The organism is Anabaena azotica FACHB-119 (assembly GCF_014697625.1).
Lineage (GTDB): Bacteria > Cyanobacteriota > Cyanobacteriia > Cyanobacteriales > Nostocaceae > Trichormus > Trichormus azoticus_A.
In genome coordinates, this window is the sequence record NZ_JACJSG010000001.1 from 291,477 (window position 1) to 311,233 (window position 19,757).

Annotated in this window: 14 protein-coding genes; 3 read left to right on the plus strand and 11 right to left on the minus strand. The window is 43.6% G+C overall.

The genetic code is table 11. The features are described from left to right. Positions 1 to 39 precede the first annotated feature (39 nt). On the minus strand, positions 40 to 579 hold the full coding sequence (locus H6G83_RS01300; RefSeq protein WP_190465827.1) for a GrpB family protein: 540 nt from the start codon (positions 577 to 579) through the stop codon (positions 40 to 42). A gap of 294 nt (positions 580 to 873) precedes the next feature. Next, entirely contained in the window at positions 874 to 2,373 is a 1,500-nt protein-coding gene (locus H6G83_RS01305; protein WP_190465830.1) for an AAA-like domain-containing protein, read from the minus strand. Between the two features lie 435 nt (positions 2,374 to 2,808). Here H6G83_RS01305 and H6G83_RS01310 point away from each other — a divergent pair, with 435 nt between their 5' ends. Further along, positions 2,809 to 3,960 (plus strand): putative adhesin, encoded by a 1,152-nt coding sequence (locus H6G83_RS01310; RefSeq protein ID WP_190465831.1) that lies wholly within the window; start codon positions 2,809 to 2,811, stop codon positions 3,958 to 3,960. Between the two features lie 294 nt (positions 3,961 to 4,254). Here H6G83_RS01310 and H6G83_RS01315 read toward each other — a convergent pair whose 3' ends face one another. From H6G83_RS01315 to H6G83_RS01350, 8 genes are all read right to left on the minus strand, one after another. Continuing rightward, the gene (locus H6G83_RS01315; RefSeq protein ID WP_190465833.1) at positions 4,255 to 4,443 is read right to left on the minus strand and encodes a hypothetical protein; all 189 of its coding nucleotides are present in this window, start codon (positions 4,441 to 4,443) and stop codon (positions 4,255 to 4,257) included. A gap of 63 nt (positions 4,444 to 4,506) precedes the next feature. Next, positions 4,507 to 5,724: an ABC transporter permease gene (locus H6G83_RS01320; RefSeq protein ID WP_190465835.1), complete on the minus strand. Its 1,218-nt coding sequence runs from the start codon at positions 5,722 to 5,724 to the stop codon at positions 4,507 to 4,509. After that, positions 5,721 to 7,190: an efflux RND transporter periplasmic adaptor subunit gene (locus H6G83_RS01325; RefSeq protein WP_190465837.1), complete on the minus strand. Its 1,470-nt coding sequence runs from the start codon at positions 7,188 to 7,190 to the stop codon at positions 5,721 to 5,723. The genes H6G83_RS01320 and H6G83_RS01325 overlap by 4 nt, the downstream gene beginning before the upstream one ends. A 987-nt stretch (positions 7,191 to 8,177) precedes the next feature. After that, positions 8,178 to 8,333, minus strand: a complete 156-nt coding sequence (locus H6G83_RS01330; protein WP_190465839.1) for a hypothetical protein — start codon at positions 8,331 to 8,333, stop codon at positions 8,178 to 8,180. A gap of 283 nt (positions 8,334 to 8,616) precedes the next feature. Continuing rightward, complete coding sequence (locus H6G83_RS01335) at positions 8,617 to 10,671, minus strand: ribonuclease catalytic domain-containing protein (RefSeq protein ID WP_190465841.1); 2,055 nt, start codon at positions 10,669 to 10,671, stop codon at positions 8,617 to 8,619. Positions 10,672 to 11,032: 361 nt separating this feature from the next. Then, positions 11,033 to 11,248, minus strand: a complete 216-nt coding sequence (gene rpsR, locus H6G83_RS01340; protein WP_067763256.1) for a 30S ribosomal protein S18 — start codon at positions 11,246 to 11,248, stop codon at positions 11,033 to 11,035. Between the two features lie 2 nt (positions 11,249 to 11,250). After that, complete coding sequence (gene rpmG, locus H6G83_RS01345; protein ID WP_096554383.1) at positions 11,251 to 11,445, minus strand: 50S ribosomal protein L33; 195 nt, start codon at positions 11,443 to 11,445, stop codon at positions 11,251 to 11,253. A gap of 44 nt (positions 11,446 to 11,489) precedes the next feature. Further along, positions 11,490 to 12,047, minus strand: a complete 558-nt coding sequence (locus H6G83_RS01350; RefSeq protein ID WP_190465844.1) for an RDD family protein — start codon at positions 12,045 to 12,047, stop codon at positions 11,490 to 11,492. 662 nt (positions 12,048 to 12,709) lie between these two features. Here H6G83_RS01350 and H6G83_RS01355 point away from each other — a divergent pair. Together H6G83_RS01355 and H6G83_RS01360 are read left to right on the plus strand one after the other, a co-directional pair. Continuing rightward, positions 12,710 to 16,570 carry a hybrid sensor histidine kinase/response regulator gene (locus H6G83_RS01355; RefSeq protein ID WP_242044367.1) on the plus strand — a complete coding sequence of 1,287 codons (3,861 nt, stop codon included), beginning with the start codon at positions 12,710 to 12,712 and terminating at the stop codon, positions 16,568 to 16,570. 250 nt (positions 16,571 to 16,820) lie between these two features. Then, positions 16,821 to 18,056 carry a molybdopterin molybdotransferase MoeA gene (locus tag H6G83_RS01360; RefSeq protein ID WP_190465848.1) on the plus strand — a complete coding sequence of 412 codons (1,236 nt, stop codon included), beginning with the start codon at positions 16,821 to 16,823 and terminating at the stop codon, positions 18,054 to 18,056. Positions 18,057 to 18,138: 82 nt separating this feature from the next. On the opposite strand, the gene H6G83_RS01365 is transcribed toward H6G83_RS01360, so the two are convergent. Continuing rightward, entirely contained in the window at positions 18,139 to 19,641 is a 1,503-nt protein-coding gene (locus tag H6G83_RS01365; RefSeq protein WP_190465851.1) for a phenylacetate--CoA ligase family protein, read from the minus strand. Positions 19,642 to 19,757: the final 116 nt, after the last annotated feature.

A 19,757-nucleotide genomic window follows, 5' to 3' on the forward strand; every position in this document is an offset into this window, starting at 1 on the left:
CCATGTATAAGTATTGGGAATTGTTAAATCAGTTATCAGTTACAGCAGTTTGCAAGTAAATGAGTTTTTTGCCGCTTGCCATGCTAATGCTTTACATTCCATTTCTTTGATAAAGCCGTCTTTTCCATCCATATAGGCATAGATATCTTCAGGATATAGTTTGGCTAATTCACGCTTCAATTGGCTATACTTTTGTGCATCTTCAGGATGAGCGATCATATAATCTCGAAATGCCAAATGTCGTTCTACTTCTGGCGAATTAGCTGTAAAAATATGAACATGATGGCTTCTTTGAGATTCGGTGTGTTTGCGGAAGTAGCGACGGCCAGGAATACCAAATTCCCCCATTGCTTCGTACCCTAATGTTATCATCGCTGCATTTTGCTCATCGACTTTGGTGATGTCTTTGACTTCAACTAAGATATCAATGATGGGTTTAGCATAGATCCCAGGAATTGATGTGCTGCCAATGTGATGAATCCTCACTAAGTTATTACCAAGTGCAGGTGTAATTAGATTTGATTCATCGGCAAATTTGCTACGCCATGCTGCATCATGGGGGACGACTTCAACTTTCATTGGTGGGGAGGAGTTTTGAAATCTTTCTTAGTTTTTATTAGTACAGGACTGACGCAACTGGCAAGGAGGCGATCGCTACCCAGTAGTACATTAATATTGATAATCATTTATTTTAAAAGCTTTGTATCGAAAATATAGTGGCGATGATTGTAATTCAAGGTATTTCGTTAGTCAAATGCTTATATGTCAATTATAAAACGGGCAAATTTTTGGTGGTTGATTATCGAATTGATGACTCAGAGCAAGATGCCAACTACTTTCTAGTTTTCTATGCTTTTGTTAAGAAAAATTAAACTAATCGATAGAATTGTTGATTTGCCGCAGACGATCACCCAAAAACGGACGAAATAACTCGCAGCCCAGACTTGCCTGAAAACCATGCACATGTACCAACCCCATCTTGTGTAGCTGGGATGCTTGCACAGCGTCACAATCTACAGGACTTGATTGCCGGACAATTTCTGTCAAGCATGGCAATAAATTGGGATAACGTTGCAGGTTTGACCATTGCTGTTCTAAGTGGTCTGCATAGATGGCGGTGGCGATCGCAGAATTTTCTAAGAGTTGTTCTAGGGTGATTGTCTGCTGATGTAGATAGTAAAATGCCAGTTGCAACCGATAGGGATGTCCTCCCAACAGAGCGATCGCGTTTTGAATCTGTTGTCGCGTCATTTCCTCTCCCCACCGATTTGCTAATTCCTGTACCTGATTTGGCGTAAACTCAGGTAACTCAATAACTAGCCCAGTATTCAAGAAGGATTGATTGCTCGCAACGCTCATCAAAATTTCCGTGGAATAAACCGTCACCAGTCGCAGGTTGTGCCAAGGATTGCTGTCTTTAACCCTTGCTTTAGCTTGCTCAGACCAGGTTCGCAAAAGTAGGAGAAATTCACGGATAATGTCGGGGTAGGCAGAAAGCTGGCTAAGTTCATCAATGGCAATCACGAGGGGCTGATCAAGGTTAGCTAAGATAACATCCTCAAAGTAGTCTGTAGCGTTCGATTTGCTACCCAAGGAGTTATCCCATAAATTGGCCGCGTTCGGTAAGCTTAACTGTTTGCTGACTCTAGCACAGAACCATTGTAGGAAGCGTTCTAGACTTTGTAAAATCTCGTCGTTGGCAAGTTGCAAGTTCACACAAACAGTTTTATATCCCAGAGTTTTAGAGTAAGCCAGAATACGGGTCATTAGAGAGGTTTTGCCCATTTGCTTGGGGGCGCGGATGTTGATCAACGCACCAGGTTGCTGGATAGCTTCGTAACAGAGCGATTCGAGGATGGGACGATCAATATAGAAGACTGAATCTAGAGGCATCTGTCCTCCTGGTGGGGTGAGAGGATGAGGTTGCAGATAATCTGGCGATCGTTCCATTTTCTGGGTTTCAAGGGTATTGTGGCGATGCCTACTGCTGGCTACGCCTACGCGGAGCGTTTCCAACGGAGAATCGCAGATTGGTTTGATGGTCGAGCAGATTTCAGTAGGGGACATTGAGCCAATCTCAACAAAATTGTCTTGTTCAGGTAACAAATAGACATAATCCTCTTTTACCAAGGTCAGATTAAAGGCATTGAAACAGGACTTCAAGGTTCGCTGATCAACTCCTATTAAGCCAGTAAAGACTTTGCTCAGGGTATTAGGAGTTAAGCCTGTTTTCTCACTGAGGTCTTCAAGAGTGCATCGTTTAAAGTTTTGCTGAATTTCTAACTCAGTCTTTGCCTGATTGAGTTTTCTGAAACCTTGCTCGGTCAAAATTGCACCCCGTCGCCGCAGATAATTTTTCGATAGCAATTGCATATTTTTCTCTGAATAAATTATAAGAAAGTGTTTAGTAATCAGCTTACTAAATCGCACTAAATAGATGACTGATGTAATTAAAAATTTTATGCAATATCTTTAAAAAATCACGCATTAAATCCTGTAAATCCCATTATAGAAGGATTTTAAACTTGAAAACTATTCAATAAAATAGAAGTTTTTTCTTAACTTTGTATTTTTTCCAAAGTTAAGAACGAAGTTAATTAATAGTTGCAATTAAATTAATTTATTAATAAGTAAAATCGAGTCAGCAAGAGACTTTAGCTAATTGCTGATGCTAAATCTTTAACTTTTTTTCTTAAAGTTGCAAACTTTGGTGGTGTTGACAGCAGGAAATCCGCATTATTGAGTCATCAGCGAGCCAAAGCTCAAATCCTAAAAGTCAAATCAATCAGATATGAAAGGAGATTAACCATGGCCACAACAGTTAACTTTCATTTTCATTGCCTAACTGATCAAATTGGTGATAGAAGGTGTTTGCTATTCTTGCAACCAGTAGATAGCGATTCAGACAAGGCTAAAAATTACCAGTATTCTTCTTGGCAGCACTTTCAACCTTCCCAATACAGCCATAATACTATTACATTGCAAACCGTTTACTCGGCTGGTGTTGCTATTTATCCAACAAGTAGTTTCCATGAATTTACCGATCCTATTGGTTTAGACTTAGGGAAAGCAAGAAAAGTTATAAACACACACGGCTCTGATCCCCATTTTTCGGGAGATGTTACCTCTATTTCACCAGAGATAGTAGGGGTTTATAATGCTTGCACAGATACACAAGAGATGTCTTTGTCTGTTATATGGTATGTCAACAAGAACAAGGTAGTAGAAACCAATAATACCGATGATACTAAGCTATTAGTAAATGATACATCCACATTCCAACTCAAACAAACCCTTTACGCAACACTAGCCACCTACGATAGTGAAGAAACTTACAATCTTCAGACCTTCTCAAAGATGTTTAGTTTTGCGTTTAATAATAATGATACAGACTTGTACTTCGAGATAGATTACCAGGCGGGACTGATAATTAGGCAAACAAACCAAGTAAAGTTTGCAAAATCTTTTGTACGGAGTAGCCGCTTGTCTACTGCTCTACCTCTTATCAAAGCGACCAAAGATGATTTCGTTTGCAGTGGACATGGTGCAATGCCACAAAAGAATATAGGAAAAGAAATAAGAGTGCCAGATGGCGTGAGGTTGGTCGTCCTGGCTCCCCCAGCAGCTTCAGTTTCCAATGACCTTTGCCAAGGTGTGGAGAGTGGGAATGCGATACCGGGTCTTAAAATATTGAGTCCAACGACTGGAGATTACAGCCCAACCCAACCAGTTACTTATGAAGCCGGGAGTTCATGCCCAAATTACTCTCTTTACCCAATTGATGGAAGTTGGCTCAAGCCGGGTCTTCCTCACCTAATAACGGTAGAGAACGAAACCAGCCTTCAGGATCTCTGGTCGCGTATCACACCTTTTACCAAACCTGGCAAAATCATCAATGTGTATTGGGCGGCATGTACTGCTCTGTCAGGGGCTAAAAATCAGGTAGTCGTTTCAACGTAAAAGCGTAAATTCGATAATTATTCTCGCTCAAGAGGGGGAAAGCAGAAACGGCTAATGGCAGTCTCTCCCTTTCGCCCTTTTAGTAATTCTAGGACTTACGCAACTGGCACTTGGGGTAGGGTGGGTCAGATGTAGAAAATCCTGTGATGTTTACGAAAACATTGGGGCTGACGCATCCTACAGTTAGTTTGATTATGACACTTGCGTAAGTCCTAAATTAGATTAAGATCGCCGATCTTGTGATCTGCATTCACCAAAAGACACACCACTATTCTTAAATTCAAATAAGGTGGGTTAAGCGATCGCTAACTCACCATTAATTTTAGATTGAGGTTGACAAAGATGCGATCTAGTGGTGTGCCGTTTTTTGATTGAAATCAGGCGATCGCTTTTGTGTGGGGTATGGAGGGCGATCGCTTTTTCAGGTTTCATTTTACAGTGCGATCGCCCTGGTTCTGTAGGAGATTCCTCTATACGAGACAACCGCAGGAAATTTTTCTAGACAGAGGGACGCAAACAGATAGAGAGAAAAATTTTGAATTGTTATTAGGCGCTTCTTAAGGCGACGATGGGATCAAGTTTAGCAGCACGGCGGGCGGGAACTACGCCGAAAAATAAGCCGATCGCACCAGATATACCTACGGCTGTACCAATGGCTACAGGAGAAATGGCAGCTTCTAGGGGTGTGAGGGCTGCTACTAACATAATGCCACTAACACCAACGCCAGTCCCAACTAAGCCACCGATCGCAGACACAATTACAGATTCAATCAGAAACTGCAATAAAATATCCTGTTCTGTCGCACCAATGGCTTTGCGGAGTCCAATTTCTTGCGTGCGTTCGGTGACAGAGACAAGCATAATATTCATAATGCCGATGCCACCCACAAACAAGGATATGCCAGCGATCGCTGCTAACATAATTGTTAATGCACCAGTGATTTGTCCCACTGTCTGCAAAGCATCCTTTTGAGTACGGATGGTAAAATCATCCTCATCTGTAATTTTGTGCCTTTGTCGCAGTAAGTTAGTAATTTGAAACACTGCTGCATCCACACTCTGGGCATTTTTCGCAGAGGCGACAACGTAAGTTACCTCTAACCCATAAGGGGAAGTCCGTCCCACAACCCGGTTAGCGGCGGTAATGACAGGAACCATCGCTGCATCATCATAATCTACACCCAAGTTTGAACCTTTAGCTTCCAAAACACCAATGACTTGAAAGCTGGTATTCTTGATGCGTAACTGTTGCCCTACCGGGTTACTATTACCAAAGAGTCTTTCGGCTAACTTTGCACCCAGTACCGCAACTTGATTGCTGCGTTTCATATCTACCTCAGAAAAAAATCGCCCCTTCTCCACATCAAAATCCCGCACTATTAAGAAGTTGGGATTTGTGCCAATAATATTGATGTTAGTATTGCGATTACTATAAGTGACAACTTGCCGACTATTCAATTCTACCGTCACGGCGGCTACAGTTGGTACTTGTGTGGCGATCGCTTCTGCGTCTGCTAGTACCAGAGTTTTGGGTAACGAGTTAGAGATACGCTGTGTGGCTTGGTTCCCTGGAATGACGAACAGCACATTCGGCCCTAAAGACTCTAGCTGTTGCTTCACATATCTCTGTCCCCCTTCCCCGATCCCAATCATAGCGATCACCGAGGCGTTACCGATGACAATACCCAACATCGTCAGGGCGCTACGCAGTTTATTGGATAGCAGGGTTTTCCCCGCCATTTGCATACTTTCTAGGAAGTTCATGGAAGTCTTTGTTGTTGAGCCTTTTGAATTCTGTAGTCTTGGGGTAAGTCTACAAACACGCGATCGCCTGGTTGTAACCCTGATAAAACTTGAGTCTGATCCTGAATTTGTGCGCCTACTGTCACTTCGCGGAACTTGGGTTGATTTTTGGCATCTGGGACGAGAACACCTGTTTTCCCGTTTTCGGTGACAATGGAAACGGTAGGTAACACTAGGGCATCATTGACGCGATCGCCCAAGAAAGTTAAATCCACATTTAACCCAGACCGTAGTTTATCCATACCCGTCTCGATAGCTACCCGCACCTGGAAGGATGTGACACCTTGTTCAATCACCGCTTCCGGCGCAATTAAACGCACACGCCCGCGAAAAACTTGGTCAGGATAAGCATCAGCGACAATTTCCACTTGCTGTCCCTGTTTAATCCGACCGATATCAGCCTCTGGGACTTGCGCCAATACTTCTACACCCCTGGCGACAGCTACAATCGAACTAGAAGTTGCTGAGGCGCTGGTGGAAGCTGAGGTTGTCGGAGTCACGAAAGAGCCGATATTGGCGTACTTTTGCGTAACTATGCCAGAAAAGGGGGCGCGAATCACCGTATCTGCCAATCTAACTCTAGCTGCTGCTAACTGTGCTTGTGCTGCTTTGACGGCTGCTTGACGCTGGGCGATTTCCTCTGGACGGCTACCTTCTTGCGCCAACACTAAAGCGGCGCGTGCTTCGGTGACAGCCGCTTCCCTCGCAGATATAACTTCGTTGCGAGTGCCACTCTGCAACAGTGATAATTGTTTTTGCGCTTCTGCTAAATTCGCTCTAGCACTTTTATCGTCACTTACGGCTTGATCATATAATTGTTTCTTCTCAGCGCCCTGTTCGTAAAGGTATTGATAACGCTTTACTTGCTCAGTGGTATAATTTAATTTAGCCTGGGCTGCATCGACTCTAGCTTGGGATTGTGCAATTTCTTGAGGACGATTACCCGCTACAGATTCGGCTAACTGGGCTTGGGCTTGGGCTAAACGCGCCTTAGATTGAGCAATTTCTTGAGGACGATTCCCCGCTTTAGCTTCATCTAATTGGGCTTGGGCTTGGGCTATATTAGCCGTATATTGAGCGATTTGCGCTTCAATCTCCCCCACATCCATGCGGGCGATAATTTGCCCTTGCTGGACGCGATCGCCTTGTTCTACATATAATTGCGTCAGCACACCAGGATTTTTCGGGCTGATATTCACACTCTGAACCGGCACAACCTTACCACTAGCCGTAATTCTGATAGTGACGTTCTTGGTTTCTACCGGAACCGTCAGCTGTGTCACATCTTGTTTACTATTTCCCTGCTGGACAATTTTATAGGCTGTGGTTGTACCAACTACCACAACACCAGCAGCCACCAATCCCGCTAGCCAACGAGTCGGATGTTTGAGTTTACCAATAATCGGAACTTCTATGTACGCAATCATGAGTAGTAGCCTATTAACTTTGCTTGGGGAATTGGTCTAATTGTCAGAAACATCAGCCAAAAATCAGGAATTTGACCACTCTGGAAGTAAATATTGAGAAAAATTCGCTAAATACACAATAATAAGTAATATATTAAACAAATGTAATTTTAGCTTTGAGTAAATTTATGTGCCTTCACCTAAATGGGTGAAATGAGCCAATTAGTAATGTCGTCAGGTATAAAAGTGTAGAGGTAAGACTGATAGTCACTCGGAATTTTTTATTGAATGAGGATTAAAGAATACAAAATTTGCTGAAAATTCTCAGATAAATATGGAAAATCACTGGTAAACATAGGAAAAATCAATGATTCACACCATGCCTCATAGCAAAATGTAGGGTGCGTCAGTAGGAAAAACACTAGCTATGGGAATTATTTGATTTGTGAAAAAATTTCAGTACCTGTAGGGTGGGCAGTGCATCGGCATATAATGGTTTTGGCGATGCACTCACCACCTTACGTATACAGGACTTACGCAAGTGTCACAATTGGTGGTTGGTGCGTGACGCTACAAGTCTCATGACTACGTTCAAATATTTTCTCCGCGTCACACACCCTACAGAAAAAATATGCCAGTTGCGTAAGTCCTAGTATATTTCAAAAATCAAGGATGAATCCTAATACCAAGAAAATATTCATAAGTAGCACACCCTACTAAGTGGAGACACTTAATTAAATATAAGTTTGTAGTAAGGACTTTAGTCCTTTCACACAAATAAATTTTCTGCAACATCTTTCACTTGCCGACTTTTCGATACCTAGCACTGATTCCAAGGTAAGCTTAATTGCCCCTGACTTTTCACGGGCTGGAAAACCCCTCTCTGAAATCTTGCACCTCCCTTGTGGAAGCAAATGGTGGGCAATGCCCACCCTACGAAATAATACCAATTTGAAAAAAGAATGCGACAGATACAGAGTTTCAACCCTTTGTTATGTATAGCTTTCTTCATTTTGAATTTTGAATTTTGAATTGGTATAATATAGCGGATTGTAACCGGATAGAATACAAATTCATCTGCGTACCCTGCGGGTACTCTGCGAGAACGCTTGCGCGAACGCGGTAGCGTTGCCAAGCATTGGCTGCGCCAACATCTGCGTTCATCTGCGTTCAATTATTTTTTCTGTATCTCACTGACTTGAAAATCGCTATAAGTAGGGCAGGGTGGTTTCATACAATCAGAGAAAAAAACTCATCTGTTTCAAAGCCTCTCCCCCACGGGGGGAGAGGTTTGGAGAGGGGTCAAAATCTCTGCTACAACAACAGAAATCAGAACTTATAAATTTTTCTTTTTCTGTATGAAACCACCCTGCTACGAAATAATAAGTAGGGTGGGCAATGCCCACCATAATTATGATTGAAAAATGCAGCAATCAAATGATGATAGTTAATTCGCTGCTGCTTCTTGATAAATAATTTCTTGGAACTGAATTACATCCTTTTGCGGGTCAGAAATACTCACTTTAACTAACACCTGTTCACCTAATCTGACCGATCGCTTGAACACCATCGGTAATTGTAAACCCAAATCTTCCAACAATATCAGCGCCAAATTACTATCTTCTCGCAACCACATCAACACCGTCACCTGCCAAATCTCTTCGGGATGACGACGCAAATATTCTAACGCCCAGTATCTATTGGTTTGCCGTTCTACCATTGTCACCTCTTGGGTGGTGCTGGTGACGGTCATCATCACTTCTTTGAGTTCTTCGGCTGTGAAAGGCGGAACTTCACCCCGCAGATGGGCTTTGAGTTGGAAATGAGTCAATAAGTCGCTGTAGCGGCGAATGGGTGATGTAGCTTGAGTATATGTATCCAAACCTAACCCAGCGTGACGCACAGGTGTAATACTCATCTCACTCTTGGGCATACAACGCCGCATGGCGCAGGCGCGGACAAAGCCGGCGGGAAGGCTGAGGAGTTCGTCTTCTGGGGGTAGTTCCGGCTGTGGTTGACCACGAAAGGGCAAGGGGATGTTGTGTACTTGACCGTAACGGGCGGCGACTTCTCCGGCGAGAATCATCATTTCCGCTACTAGCTGGCGTGAGCGAGAATCGTCTAAAATGTCGATGCTGATGTCGTCATTTTTGACTTTAATCATCGCCTCCGGCATAGTGATGCTGATTGCGCCTTGATTATACCGCCAAGCTTTGCGCTTAGTTGCCCAGGTGGCGATCGCGGCAATTTCTGGTTCCGCTTGTACGCCTAACTCCAACATCTCATCTACATCTTCGTAGGTGAGACGATAGGTAGGTTTAATTGAGCTGGGATGAATGGTAAAATCTGCTACTGCCCCTGTCTCATCTAAGACTACGCCAAAACTTAAAGCACCGCAAATCTTGCCCTGTACCAAACTCATGGGGCCAGTCGCCAAGACTTCGGGGAACATGGGGATCATCCCCGTTGGTAAATATACTGTACTGCCGCGTTTCCTTGCTTCTAAGTCTAAATCGTCTTCTGGTGCTAAGTAGCGTGTCGGGTCGGCGATATGCACCCACAACCTTTCTCGACCATCGCTGAGTAATTCCCAACTCAGACCGTCATCTATTTCCGTGGTGCTTTCATCGTCAACTGTGTAGACCTTCAGGTGAGTCAAATCAAGGCGATTTGTATCTAAATCTGTCGGCGGGAAATCCAAACGCTGTTGCGCCACTTCTAATACCTTACTAGGAAACTGGACTGGAATTGCCGAACGACGCAGAAACAAGTTCTCGGTAGCACTCCACCATCCCAAGTCTACCAATAATTGAAAAGCTCCTTGGGGGGTCGCTGGTCGCCCCAGCATATTCATCGTTTCGATCACTGGGGCTGGAGGCGGATAGGCACGGGGGAGAGATTCATAGTTTAGCCCCACCTTCACAATGTCCGCCAGGAGTGTGGCGTATTTTTCCAATGCTTCGAGGCGCTGGCGGTCGTGACGTTGCCAATCGACAGTTTCACCTTGGAGTGCTTGTTCTACACGGGTGAGAAATTCCTGCTGTCCCCTAGCTTTGAGGGCTTCTACTTCTATTTGGTGCTTACGTTCTGCTACTTGCGCCGCCGTTCTCGGTTCGTAAGCGTCACCTTTTTGTTTAAAATATAACTTGTCTTCTGATAGCAAGCAATGAGCCGCATAACTGGGGGCTGAGTCTGATACCGAGAATAACAGGTTAGCCATTTGGGATGGCGTGACTGTTTCTCCATCTTCCACCAGTAGTTCCCAAGCCACTTCCAAGCTTGAGGGGTCGAGGTAAGGCTTGACCTCTTCTAGGAAGCTTTCAATATCCGATGGCTTGTATGTTTTCCCGTTTACGGTATAGGTAAATTGTCTAGGCGCGAGGCTGTGGGATTGACCGCGTTCATCTACCACAAACCAACGGGTCTTTCCGTCTGGACGGTCTATCACGCCCAAACGGCGATCGCCTTGAACCCTAAATTCAACTAGCGTCCCCTTCTCCACAACTCTCGCAACTTTAAATAATTGGTGAACAAATAGATTTTAGATTTCGGATTTAAATATTGGCTACTAAATCCTCAATCTGATGATTTTAACTCTAGAACAATATCCTACACAATATCATGTTCGTTTGGACACTTATAATTTCCGTGAGGGCTGGTAATTGGTAATTGGTCATAGGACAAAACAATTACCTATTACCTATTACCCATTACCACTCAAATCAACCATATTATAAGTAATTAGCGAACTGAATATTATTGAGATTTTAGATTGTGGACAAGAGACAATCGAAAGCTACATAACTCTATTATGTAGCTTCTTGAGTAAGTCCAAAATCTAAAAGTCTCGCCCCTGAATGGAATTAACCTTCCGCATTGATAAATGGCAGCAAAGCTACAAGACGCGCACGTTTAATTGCCAATGTCAAGTCTCGCTGCTGTTTAGCTGTCAAGCCGGTGATGCGGCGGGGGAGTATTTTACCACGTTCGGTAACAAATTTACGCAGCAAGTCAACATCTTTATAATCAATCGGTTCTCCAGGCTTAATTGGAGACAGACGACGGCGATAGTAACTCATTTCTATTTAATTTCCTTGTGAACGGTATGTTTATTACAGTGGGTGCAGAACTTCTTGAGTTCCAAGCGGTTTGTAGTGTTACGACGATTCTTGGTTGATGTATATCGTGAAACACCAGGCGATCGCTTGTCTGGATTTGTTCTACATTCGGTACATTCGAGTGTCACTATGATACGGACACCTTTACTCTTTGCCATAATCTTACAAACGCTAAAGCCTGAAGAGAATTAAACACAAATGACTATCTTCTCACATTTCGTTGCAAACTTTCAACTAATCGCTTAATTTTTAAATCGAGCGAATAGCCACGACGCGACGAAACTATGAAAGTCCCAGCATAGCGGTCATGCCAAGCTTGCCGCATCTGGGTATCAGAGAAAGCAGCCCCACAATCGATCGCTAGGGGAATCACTAGCAGTATAGCAGTAGGGTTAAGTCTAATGTTGTCCAAAGCAATGGACACCAAAAGAGCGCCAAAGCCAATTATAACTTCTCGTTTCCACAGTGCCAGTAATTGCGGAATCCTGGGGACAACTTCCCCATCTTCCACTTCTAAAACCTTCAAATCAAACGCCCAACGTCCTAAACTTTGTCCTTGGTTGTTATAAACAACCAATACCCGCAAAATTAGCCAAGCAAGAATAAAAACGAAAATCTGGACAAATTGAATACCAAGTCCACTGCTACCTAACAAAGAACTAACCAACCAAACACCAAGGAAATCTAACCCTAAAGCGAAACCGCGTCGCCAGAGATCCGCTTTGGGGTAATATTTTTTGGGAATGCGTTCTATGGTCATGGGATTGGGGATTGGGTACTGGGGATTGGGGATTGGGATGCAGTATTACTTTTTTCTTAAATATACAAAGTAGATGCTATTTACATCAAATATTCATAGCAAAAGACTTGAGAGGATGTTTGAAAAGTATTATTGCTAACATAAAAATCTTAAAGACCTAACCCCCCTGCCCCCCTTCCCTATAAGGGCAGGGCAGGGTGGTTTCATACGAAAAAAGAAAAATCTATAAGTCCTGATTTCTCGTTTTGTAGCAGAGATTTTGACCCCTCTCCAAACCTCTCCCCCACGGGGGGAGAGGCTTTGAAACACATTAGTCTTTTTTCTGGTGATTGTATGAAACCACCCTGCTTCCCTATAAGGGAAGGGGGGTTTTAAAGCCTCTCTCCTTTTAGGGGAGAGGTTTGGAGAGGGGTCTTAGTATACTTTTCGACTTTTCAAACAACCTCTTAAGCCAGTCCCCAGTCCCCAGTCCCCAGTCCCCAGTCCCCAGTCCCCAGTCCCCAGTCCCCAATCCACAGTCCCCAGTCCCCTCTCTTAAATTATGCCTTTGGATTGTTCAAGAATTGCCCTTTTCTATCCTAAGTTAGAAGAAATAAAGGTATGAATCTGGGGCTAGAATGCTAAAACTCAGGGCGACGTGGGATTCAGTGCGATATGATTTGATGGCAATATTACTGGCTGTATTGGCAGCATTATTTACTGCTGCTCTAACTCCATTTTTGCAAAACTCTACATATACTTTTTTCTATGCTGGTGTTGCCCTGAGTGCTTGGTATGGTGGTATCCGTCCGGGAATTGTCGCAACTATATCAGGTTATATATTACTCCACTACTTTTTAATTCCCCCGCTTTATTCGTTTAAAATAACTGACTTTGGTGAAATTATCCGTCTGGCAGTTTTTGTGCTGGTTTCTCTGCTGATCGGTTCATTAAATGCGAACTTAAAAGCTTCTCAACAAAAGTTAGAAAAAAATCTGCAAGCTTTAGGGGAAAGTGAAGCAAGATACCGGGTATTGACTGAGAATATCCCGCAGTTAATTTGGTTTGCTGGTGCGGATGGCTCTGTGGAATACTTAAATCAGCGTTGGTATGAATACACTGGACTAAACCCTGTAGAATCTCTGGGTTGGAAGTGGCAACAGGTAGTTCATCCAGAGGATTTACCGTTTGTACTAGAGCAATGGAATGGTGCTTTAGAGTGTGAGAATATTTTAGAGTTAGAGTCACGTTTACGGGGAAGAGATGGCAGTTACCGATGGCATATTACAAGAGCTTTGCCTGTACTAGATGCTGATGGTGTAACTCGACGTTGGTTTGGCAGTGCAACGGACATTCATGAGTATAAGCGGATACAACAAACTCTCCACCAGCAAGAACAAGAACGTAGCCAGTTGTTGCTAGAGTTAGAAACAAAACAAAAACAACTGGCAACTGTAGTACAGCAAATGCCTGCGGGTTTAGTTATTGCCGAGGCTCCATCAGGTAAGTTGCTGCTTGCTAATTCCCAAGTAGAGCAGATTTGGCGGCATCCGTATATGCCTGCGGAGGAGATTGAAGAATATCGAGCATATCAGGGTTTTCACGCAGATGGCACTGCTTATACTCCCCATGAATGGCCTTTAGCTCGTTCCATTACTACAGGCGAGGTTGTGGTGAATGAGGAAATATGTTTTCTGCGGGGGGATGGAACGCGGGGAGTGATGTTAGTGAACTCTGCTCCCATTCGGGATCAGGAAGGACAAATTACAGCCGGGGTAGTGACTTTACATGATATCAGTGAACGCAAACAGGCGCAGGAAGCATTGCGTGAGAGTGAGGAACGCTTTCGCCAAATGGCGGAGAGGATAGAGGATGCTTTTTGGATTAGTAGTAATATTCAAGGAGAGTATCAAATTCTCTATGTTAGTCCTGCTTATGAGAGTATTTGGGGTAGTTCTTGCGAGAGTTTGTATGCAAATCCTTATGGTTGGATAGAGGCTATACACCCGGAGGATCAGCAGCGAGTGCGGGAAGAGCGCGACAGGCGATCGCCCGATGCTAACCTAGTTACAGAGTATCGCATAGTACGTCCTGATGGTTCGATGCGCTGGATACGCGATCGCACTTTCCCCATTCTCGACGAAAATGGCAAATCATATCGTCTGGTGGGTGTGGCTGAAGATATTACCGAGCGCAAACAAACAGAACTGGCTTTACAAGAAAGTCAGGCTTTATTTAGCTGCTTCATGCAGCATATACCTGGCTGTGCATTTATTAAAGATGAACAAGGAAAATATATTTTTGTCAATCCCACAGGAGCTAGATTAGTAGGTTTAGAACCATCTGAGGTAATTGGTAAGACAGATTTTGAATTAGTACCAGCCTCAGTTGCTCAACAGTTATATGAAAATGATCAATCAATTCTCAGTTTAAATCAGTTAGTTGAATTGCAGGAAACTGTTCCCTTTGAAAATGAAGACCACTATTGGATAACTTTTAAGTTTCCCTTAACTGATACTGCTGGACGACGGTTGTTAGCGGGAATGTCATTTGATATTACTGAACGCAAACGTCTAGAGAATGCTTTTAAAATTAGTGAAAAAAGATTTCGCTGTTTGGTTGATGCTAATATTATTGGTGTGATTGTCGCTAATTCCGAATATATCATTGAAGCCAATGATACTTTCTTAGAAATGCTTGGTTACAATCAACAAGACTTGGCAGCAGGGAATTTGCGATGGCGGGATATAACTCCGACCGAATATTTGTATTTAGATGAAAGGGGTTTAAGAGAACTGCAAACTACTGGCAAATGTACACCTTTTGAAAAAGAATACCTTCGTAAAGATGGCAGTCGAGTACCAATTTTGATTGGCGCAAGTGTTTTGGAAGAATCTCCGGCTTGTTGGTTATGTTTTGTTTTAGATATTAGTGAACGTAAGCAAGCAGAAACAGCACTGCGACAAAGTGAAGAAAGATTCCGACTGGCGGCGCGGGCTGTAGCGGGAATTGTGTACGATTGGGATGTACAAACTGGTGCTGTTTTCCGTTCTCAAGGGTTGTATCGGTTGATTGGGGTTCATCCTGAAGATGCAGCACAAACACAAAAATGGTGGTCAGAACGCATTCATCCAGATGATATGGCAAATATTCCCGATGTGTGGGATGCTATGTTGACTGGGGAAAGCGATCGCTATAGTTTTGAATATCGAGTCCGTCATGAAGATGGTCACTGGGTTTATGTTTGGGATCGGGGATATGTCCTCCGTGATGAAAATGGTCAGTTAGTGCGGGTGGTTGGTTCTACTGCTGATATTAGCGATCGCAAACTTGCGGAGATGGAACGAGTAGAACTGTTGCAAAGGGAGCAAGCAGCACGCGCTAAAGCGGAAGAAGCCAACCGGATCAAAGATGAATTTTTGGCGGTATTGTCCCATGAGTTGCGATCGCCTCTCAACCCGATTTTAGGCTGGACAAAATTGTTACGCACCCGTCAATTAAACCAAAGCACGGTGAAGAATGCGTTAGAAACAATTGAACGTAATGCCAAATTACAAACTAAGTTAATTGACGATTTACTTGATGTTTCCCGAATTTTAAGAGGTAAATTAACTCTCAATATCATCCCAGTCAACCTAGTTTCTACTATTACCGAAGCCTTGGAAACAGTCCAGTTAGCAGCCGAAGCCAAATCTCTGCAAATTCGGACTATTGTTGAGGATGTAGGGATGGTACGGGGAGATGGGGCAAGATTGCAGCAGGTAGTATGGAATCTCCTCTCTAATGCGGTTAAATTCACCCCAGCAGGCGGAGAAATTGCCATTAGGTTAGAAAAAGTCAATTTTCAAGCACAAATCCAAGTCAGCGATACTGGTATAGGCATTGAACCTGAGTTTATCCCGTATATTTTTGAATATTTTCGCCAAGCAGACAGCAGCACTACGAGAAATTTTGGTGGCTTGGGGTTAGGATTAGCGATCGTGCGTCACCTTGTAGAACTGCACGGTGGCACAATCCGCGCCGAAAGTCAAGGAAAAGGGCAAGGGGCAACATTTACAGTACAACTACCGCTTATAGATAGTCAAGATACAGCAGCGCAGAGAGACAGAGAAGGCAATTTTGTAGAATCCTTTCTTGGGGGTATAAGAGTTCTGGCCGTCGATGATGAAGCTGATACCCGTGATTATATCGCCTGTGCCTTAGAACAAGCTGGTGCTGAGGTGATAGTTGCAACTTCAGCCGAAGAAGTATTAAGAATCATCATCCAATCCCAGGCGGATATTTTGCTAGCTGATATTGGGATGCCAAAGATGGATGGATATACTTTAATACGCCAGATTCGCCAGCTACCACCGCAACAGGGAGGAAAAATTCCGGCGATCGCCCTAACCGCTTACACTAGAGAAAGCGATCAACAAAAAGCATTGACCGCAGGCTTTCAAAAGCATCTATCTAAGCCAATTGATCCCTTGGAACTAGCACAAGCTATTGTCAGTTTGTTAGGGGACTGGGGACTGGGGATAGGGGATAGGGGACAGGTGTAGGTTTTTTATTGGTGTTCCAAAAACATTGGTTTTAGGGTGTAGGGGTGTAAGGGTATGGGGGTATACGGGAGCAGAGGAGCGTGGGCGGGTTTCCCGACTTGAGCGAACTGGCTTGTGGATGAAAAAATGATTTCCTCGTTAGTGTAAGTAGGGTGGGCAATGCCCACCAAAACCATAATACTTGTGCATTAGCTAAAAATCGAAAATCTTACTCATCGGCGTTTATCGGCGTTTATCGGCGGTTAATTTTATGAATCTTGTCACAAATGCAGCAGATATTATCTTTAACTTAATCAAACCCTTAAATCCCCAACAAGATACAGAAATTGTCGATTTACTCGCCGCCAATGGACGCATTCTCGCCAAGCCTGTACATAGTCCCTTAGATTTTCCCCATTGGGATAATTCAGCGATGGATGGCTACGCGGTACGTTACCAAGACGTGCAGCATTCCAGCGCCGAACAGCCAGTTAACTTAGAAATTATCGCCGAAATTCCCGCAGGCTATCAACCCAAATTTACACTGCAACCAGGACAAGCGGCACGTATCTTTACAGGCGCAGTCATCCCTCATGGCGCGGATACAGTAGTCATGCAGGAAAGGACGCGCCAGGAAGATAACCAAGTATTTATCTTGACTACACCACAACCAGGGGAATTTGTCAGACGTAAAGCATCCTATTACCAAGCGGGAACACAACTATTACCAGCCGGGATTAAATTAACGGCGGCGGAAATTGCTGTCTTAGCTGCTTCCCAATGTCCCCAAGTGAGAGTTTACCGCCGTCCCCGCGTGGCAATTTTCTCTACAGGTGATGAACTAGTCACACCCGAACAAGCCTTACAACCAGGACAAATTGTCGATTCTAATAAGTATGCTTTAGCCGCTTTAGTAAGTCAAATTGGCGCAGAACCAATATTATTAGGTATTGTCAAAGATAACCCAGAAGCCCTAGAACAAACTATTACCCAAGCCGTCAACAACGCCGATATAGTGATTTCTTCCGGTGGCGTTTCCGTCGGTGATTACGATTACGTTAAGAAAATTTTAGCTTCACTAGGCGCAACAATTCACATCCGCTCTGTAGAAATGCGTCCGGGAAAACCCTTAACAGTCGCCACCTTCCCCCAGTCTCCTATTTACTTCGGTTTACCAGGAAACCCGGCGGCGGTGTTGGTAACATTTTGGCGATTTGTGCAGCCAGTAATTAGGAAACTTTCAGGACTTAGCCAAGGTTGGGAACCAGAGTTTGTGAAAGTGCGATCGCATGATGAGTTGCGATCGGATGGTAAGCGCGAAACTTATATTTGGGGAAGTTTACATTTAATTGATGGAAGATATGAATTTCACAAAGCTGGTGGAAGTCATAGTTCTGGTAATTTGATCAATTTAGCTCAAACCAATGCTTTAGCCTTAATACCAGTAGGTAAAACATTAATTTCCCCTGGTGAAGATGTATTGGTTTTACAATTACTCAGTTTTTAATGTTAGTAGTAAGCACTTTAGTGCTGAGAAAAATGAGGACTAAAGTCCTCACTACTAACAGTTAGCCTGTAATTTTGAATTGTTATTGTCTTGTGTAACGGTGTTTGACACCGATGGGGAAATATTCGCGATCGCCCATCGCTGCTAATGCCACCTGTGGTATTTGGTATTCTGGGGGGACATAGTTAGCAAACTCGCTATTCAAGCGCAAAAGTTGCGTCAAAATTGAATTAGCGATAGTTTCGCGTTTGTCTTCGCTGTCTTCTACACCCGGCGCTAACTCCACCACTACAGATAAAAAGCGGTTTTTATCAGCATCTTCTTTCACCTGTAAAACGAATTTACCTGTAACCCATTCTTGAATAACTGGTTGTTCTAATCCCACCGCCACATTTTCCGGGTAAATATTCGCTCCAAAATAGGAGACTGTAAAGTTAGAACGTCCAAAAACGTAGACGAAGGGTAGTTGATTAACTCCTCTGTCAGAGGTGAGAGTTGCTAGCGGGTTGAATCCCCAGTTTGCTAGGAACTGAAGCATGGTATCATAACTAATGATGCCGCCAGTATCTAAGATGTTGTAGCGGATGAGGGGAACACCGTTATTACCAGAGAAGAGTAATTGCCCATCTTGCACTTCAAAAAAGCGGTTCACTGGGTCATACTGTACCAATGTAGGTAAACGAGATTCCCCAAATAAAGCTTTAGCAGCTGCGGGATTTTCTGCTAAGAAACGGCGGATGCAAATACTCAAAGGGGTTTCATTACCCAACACACCAGCATCGGCTGTACCATAAAGCGCTGCTGAGTCATAACAAGGATTTTGGGAACCAATTCTTTCCCCAACTAAACTACGCCATTCCTCACTGAAAACTTCCCCCGCCATCACCAGTTTAATTTGGTAGCGTTGCCATTCCACACCAAGAGCCAAGCCTGTATCAATTACATCCTTCAGGAATGGTGGATATCCTAAAAGTACCACTTGCTCAAAATTGCCTCCTAATTCCTGTACTACCCGCAAGATTTCTTCCTTATTATTACCCGGTGTAATTACGGTGATGAGGTAGCCTTTGCTGGCAAGATAGCGACAGCAATTAGTAGTGAACATACCACCTACCCATGTGCCAAGAGTGAAACAAATCACAGCGAGAGTGCGGCGGGTGTCAGCAGCAAAGCTATCGTGAAAAATTTGTTCAAAGCTTGTAGCAATTTGCAACTCATCGGTGAAGAAACGCGGCCAGAATGTGGGTTTACCTGTGGAACCGGAAGAAGCCGCTATCATATCGCAACCCGATAAGTTGCCGTGACGACACAAATCTTTCAAAGGATAACGGGCAATATAATTATCTTTGGCGATCGCAGGTAATTGTCGAAAATCTTCTAAACTTTGAATACCGTTCGCATCAATTCCCCTTTCTGCCAAAAAAGCCCGATATGCAGGGACATTAGCAGCCACATCACGAAACAAACTCAAAACCGCCGCCTCATCACCAGTTCTAATATGTGACTCTAATAAAGAGGCTAAGGGAGTGGAAACAAAATCCTCCCAAGCCTTAATTACTTCCGTTTTGCGTAAATTATTAGTCATTGGTCAGTTATCAGTTATCAGTTATCAGTTATCAGTTATCAGTTATCAGTTATCAGTTATCAGTTATCAGTTATCAGTTATCAGTTATCAGTTATCAGTTATCAGTTATCAGTTAT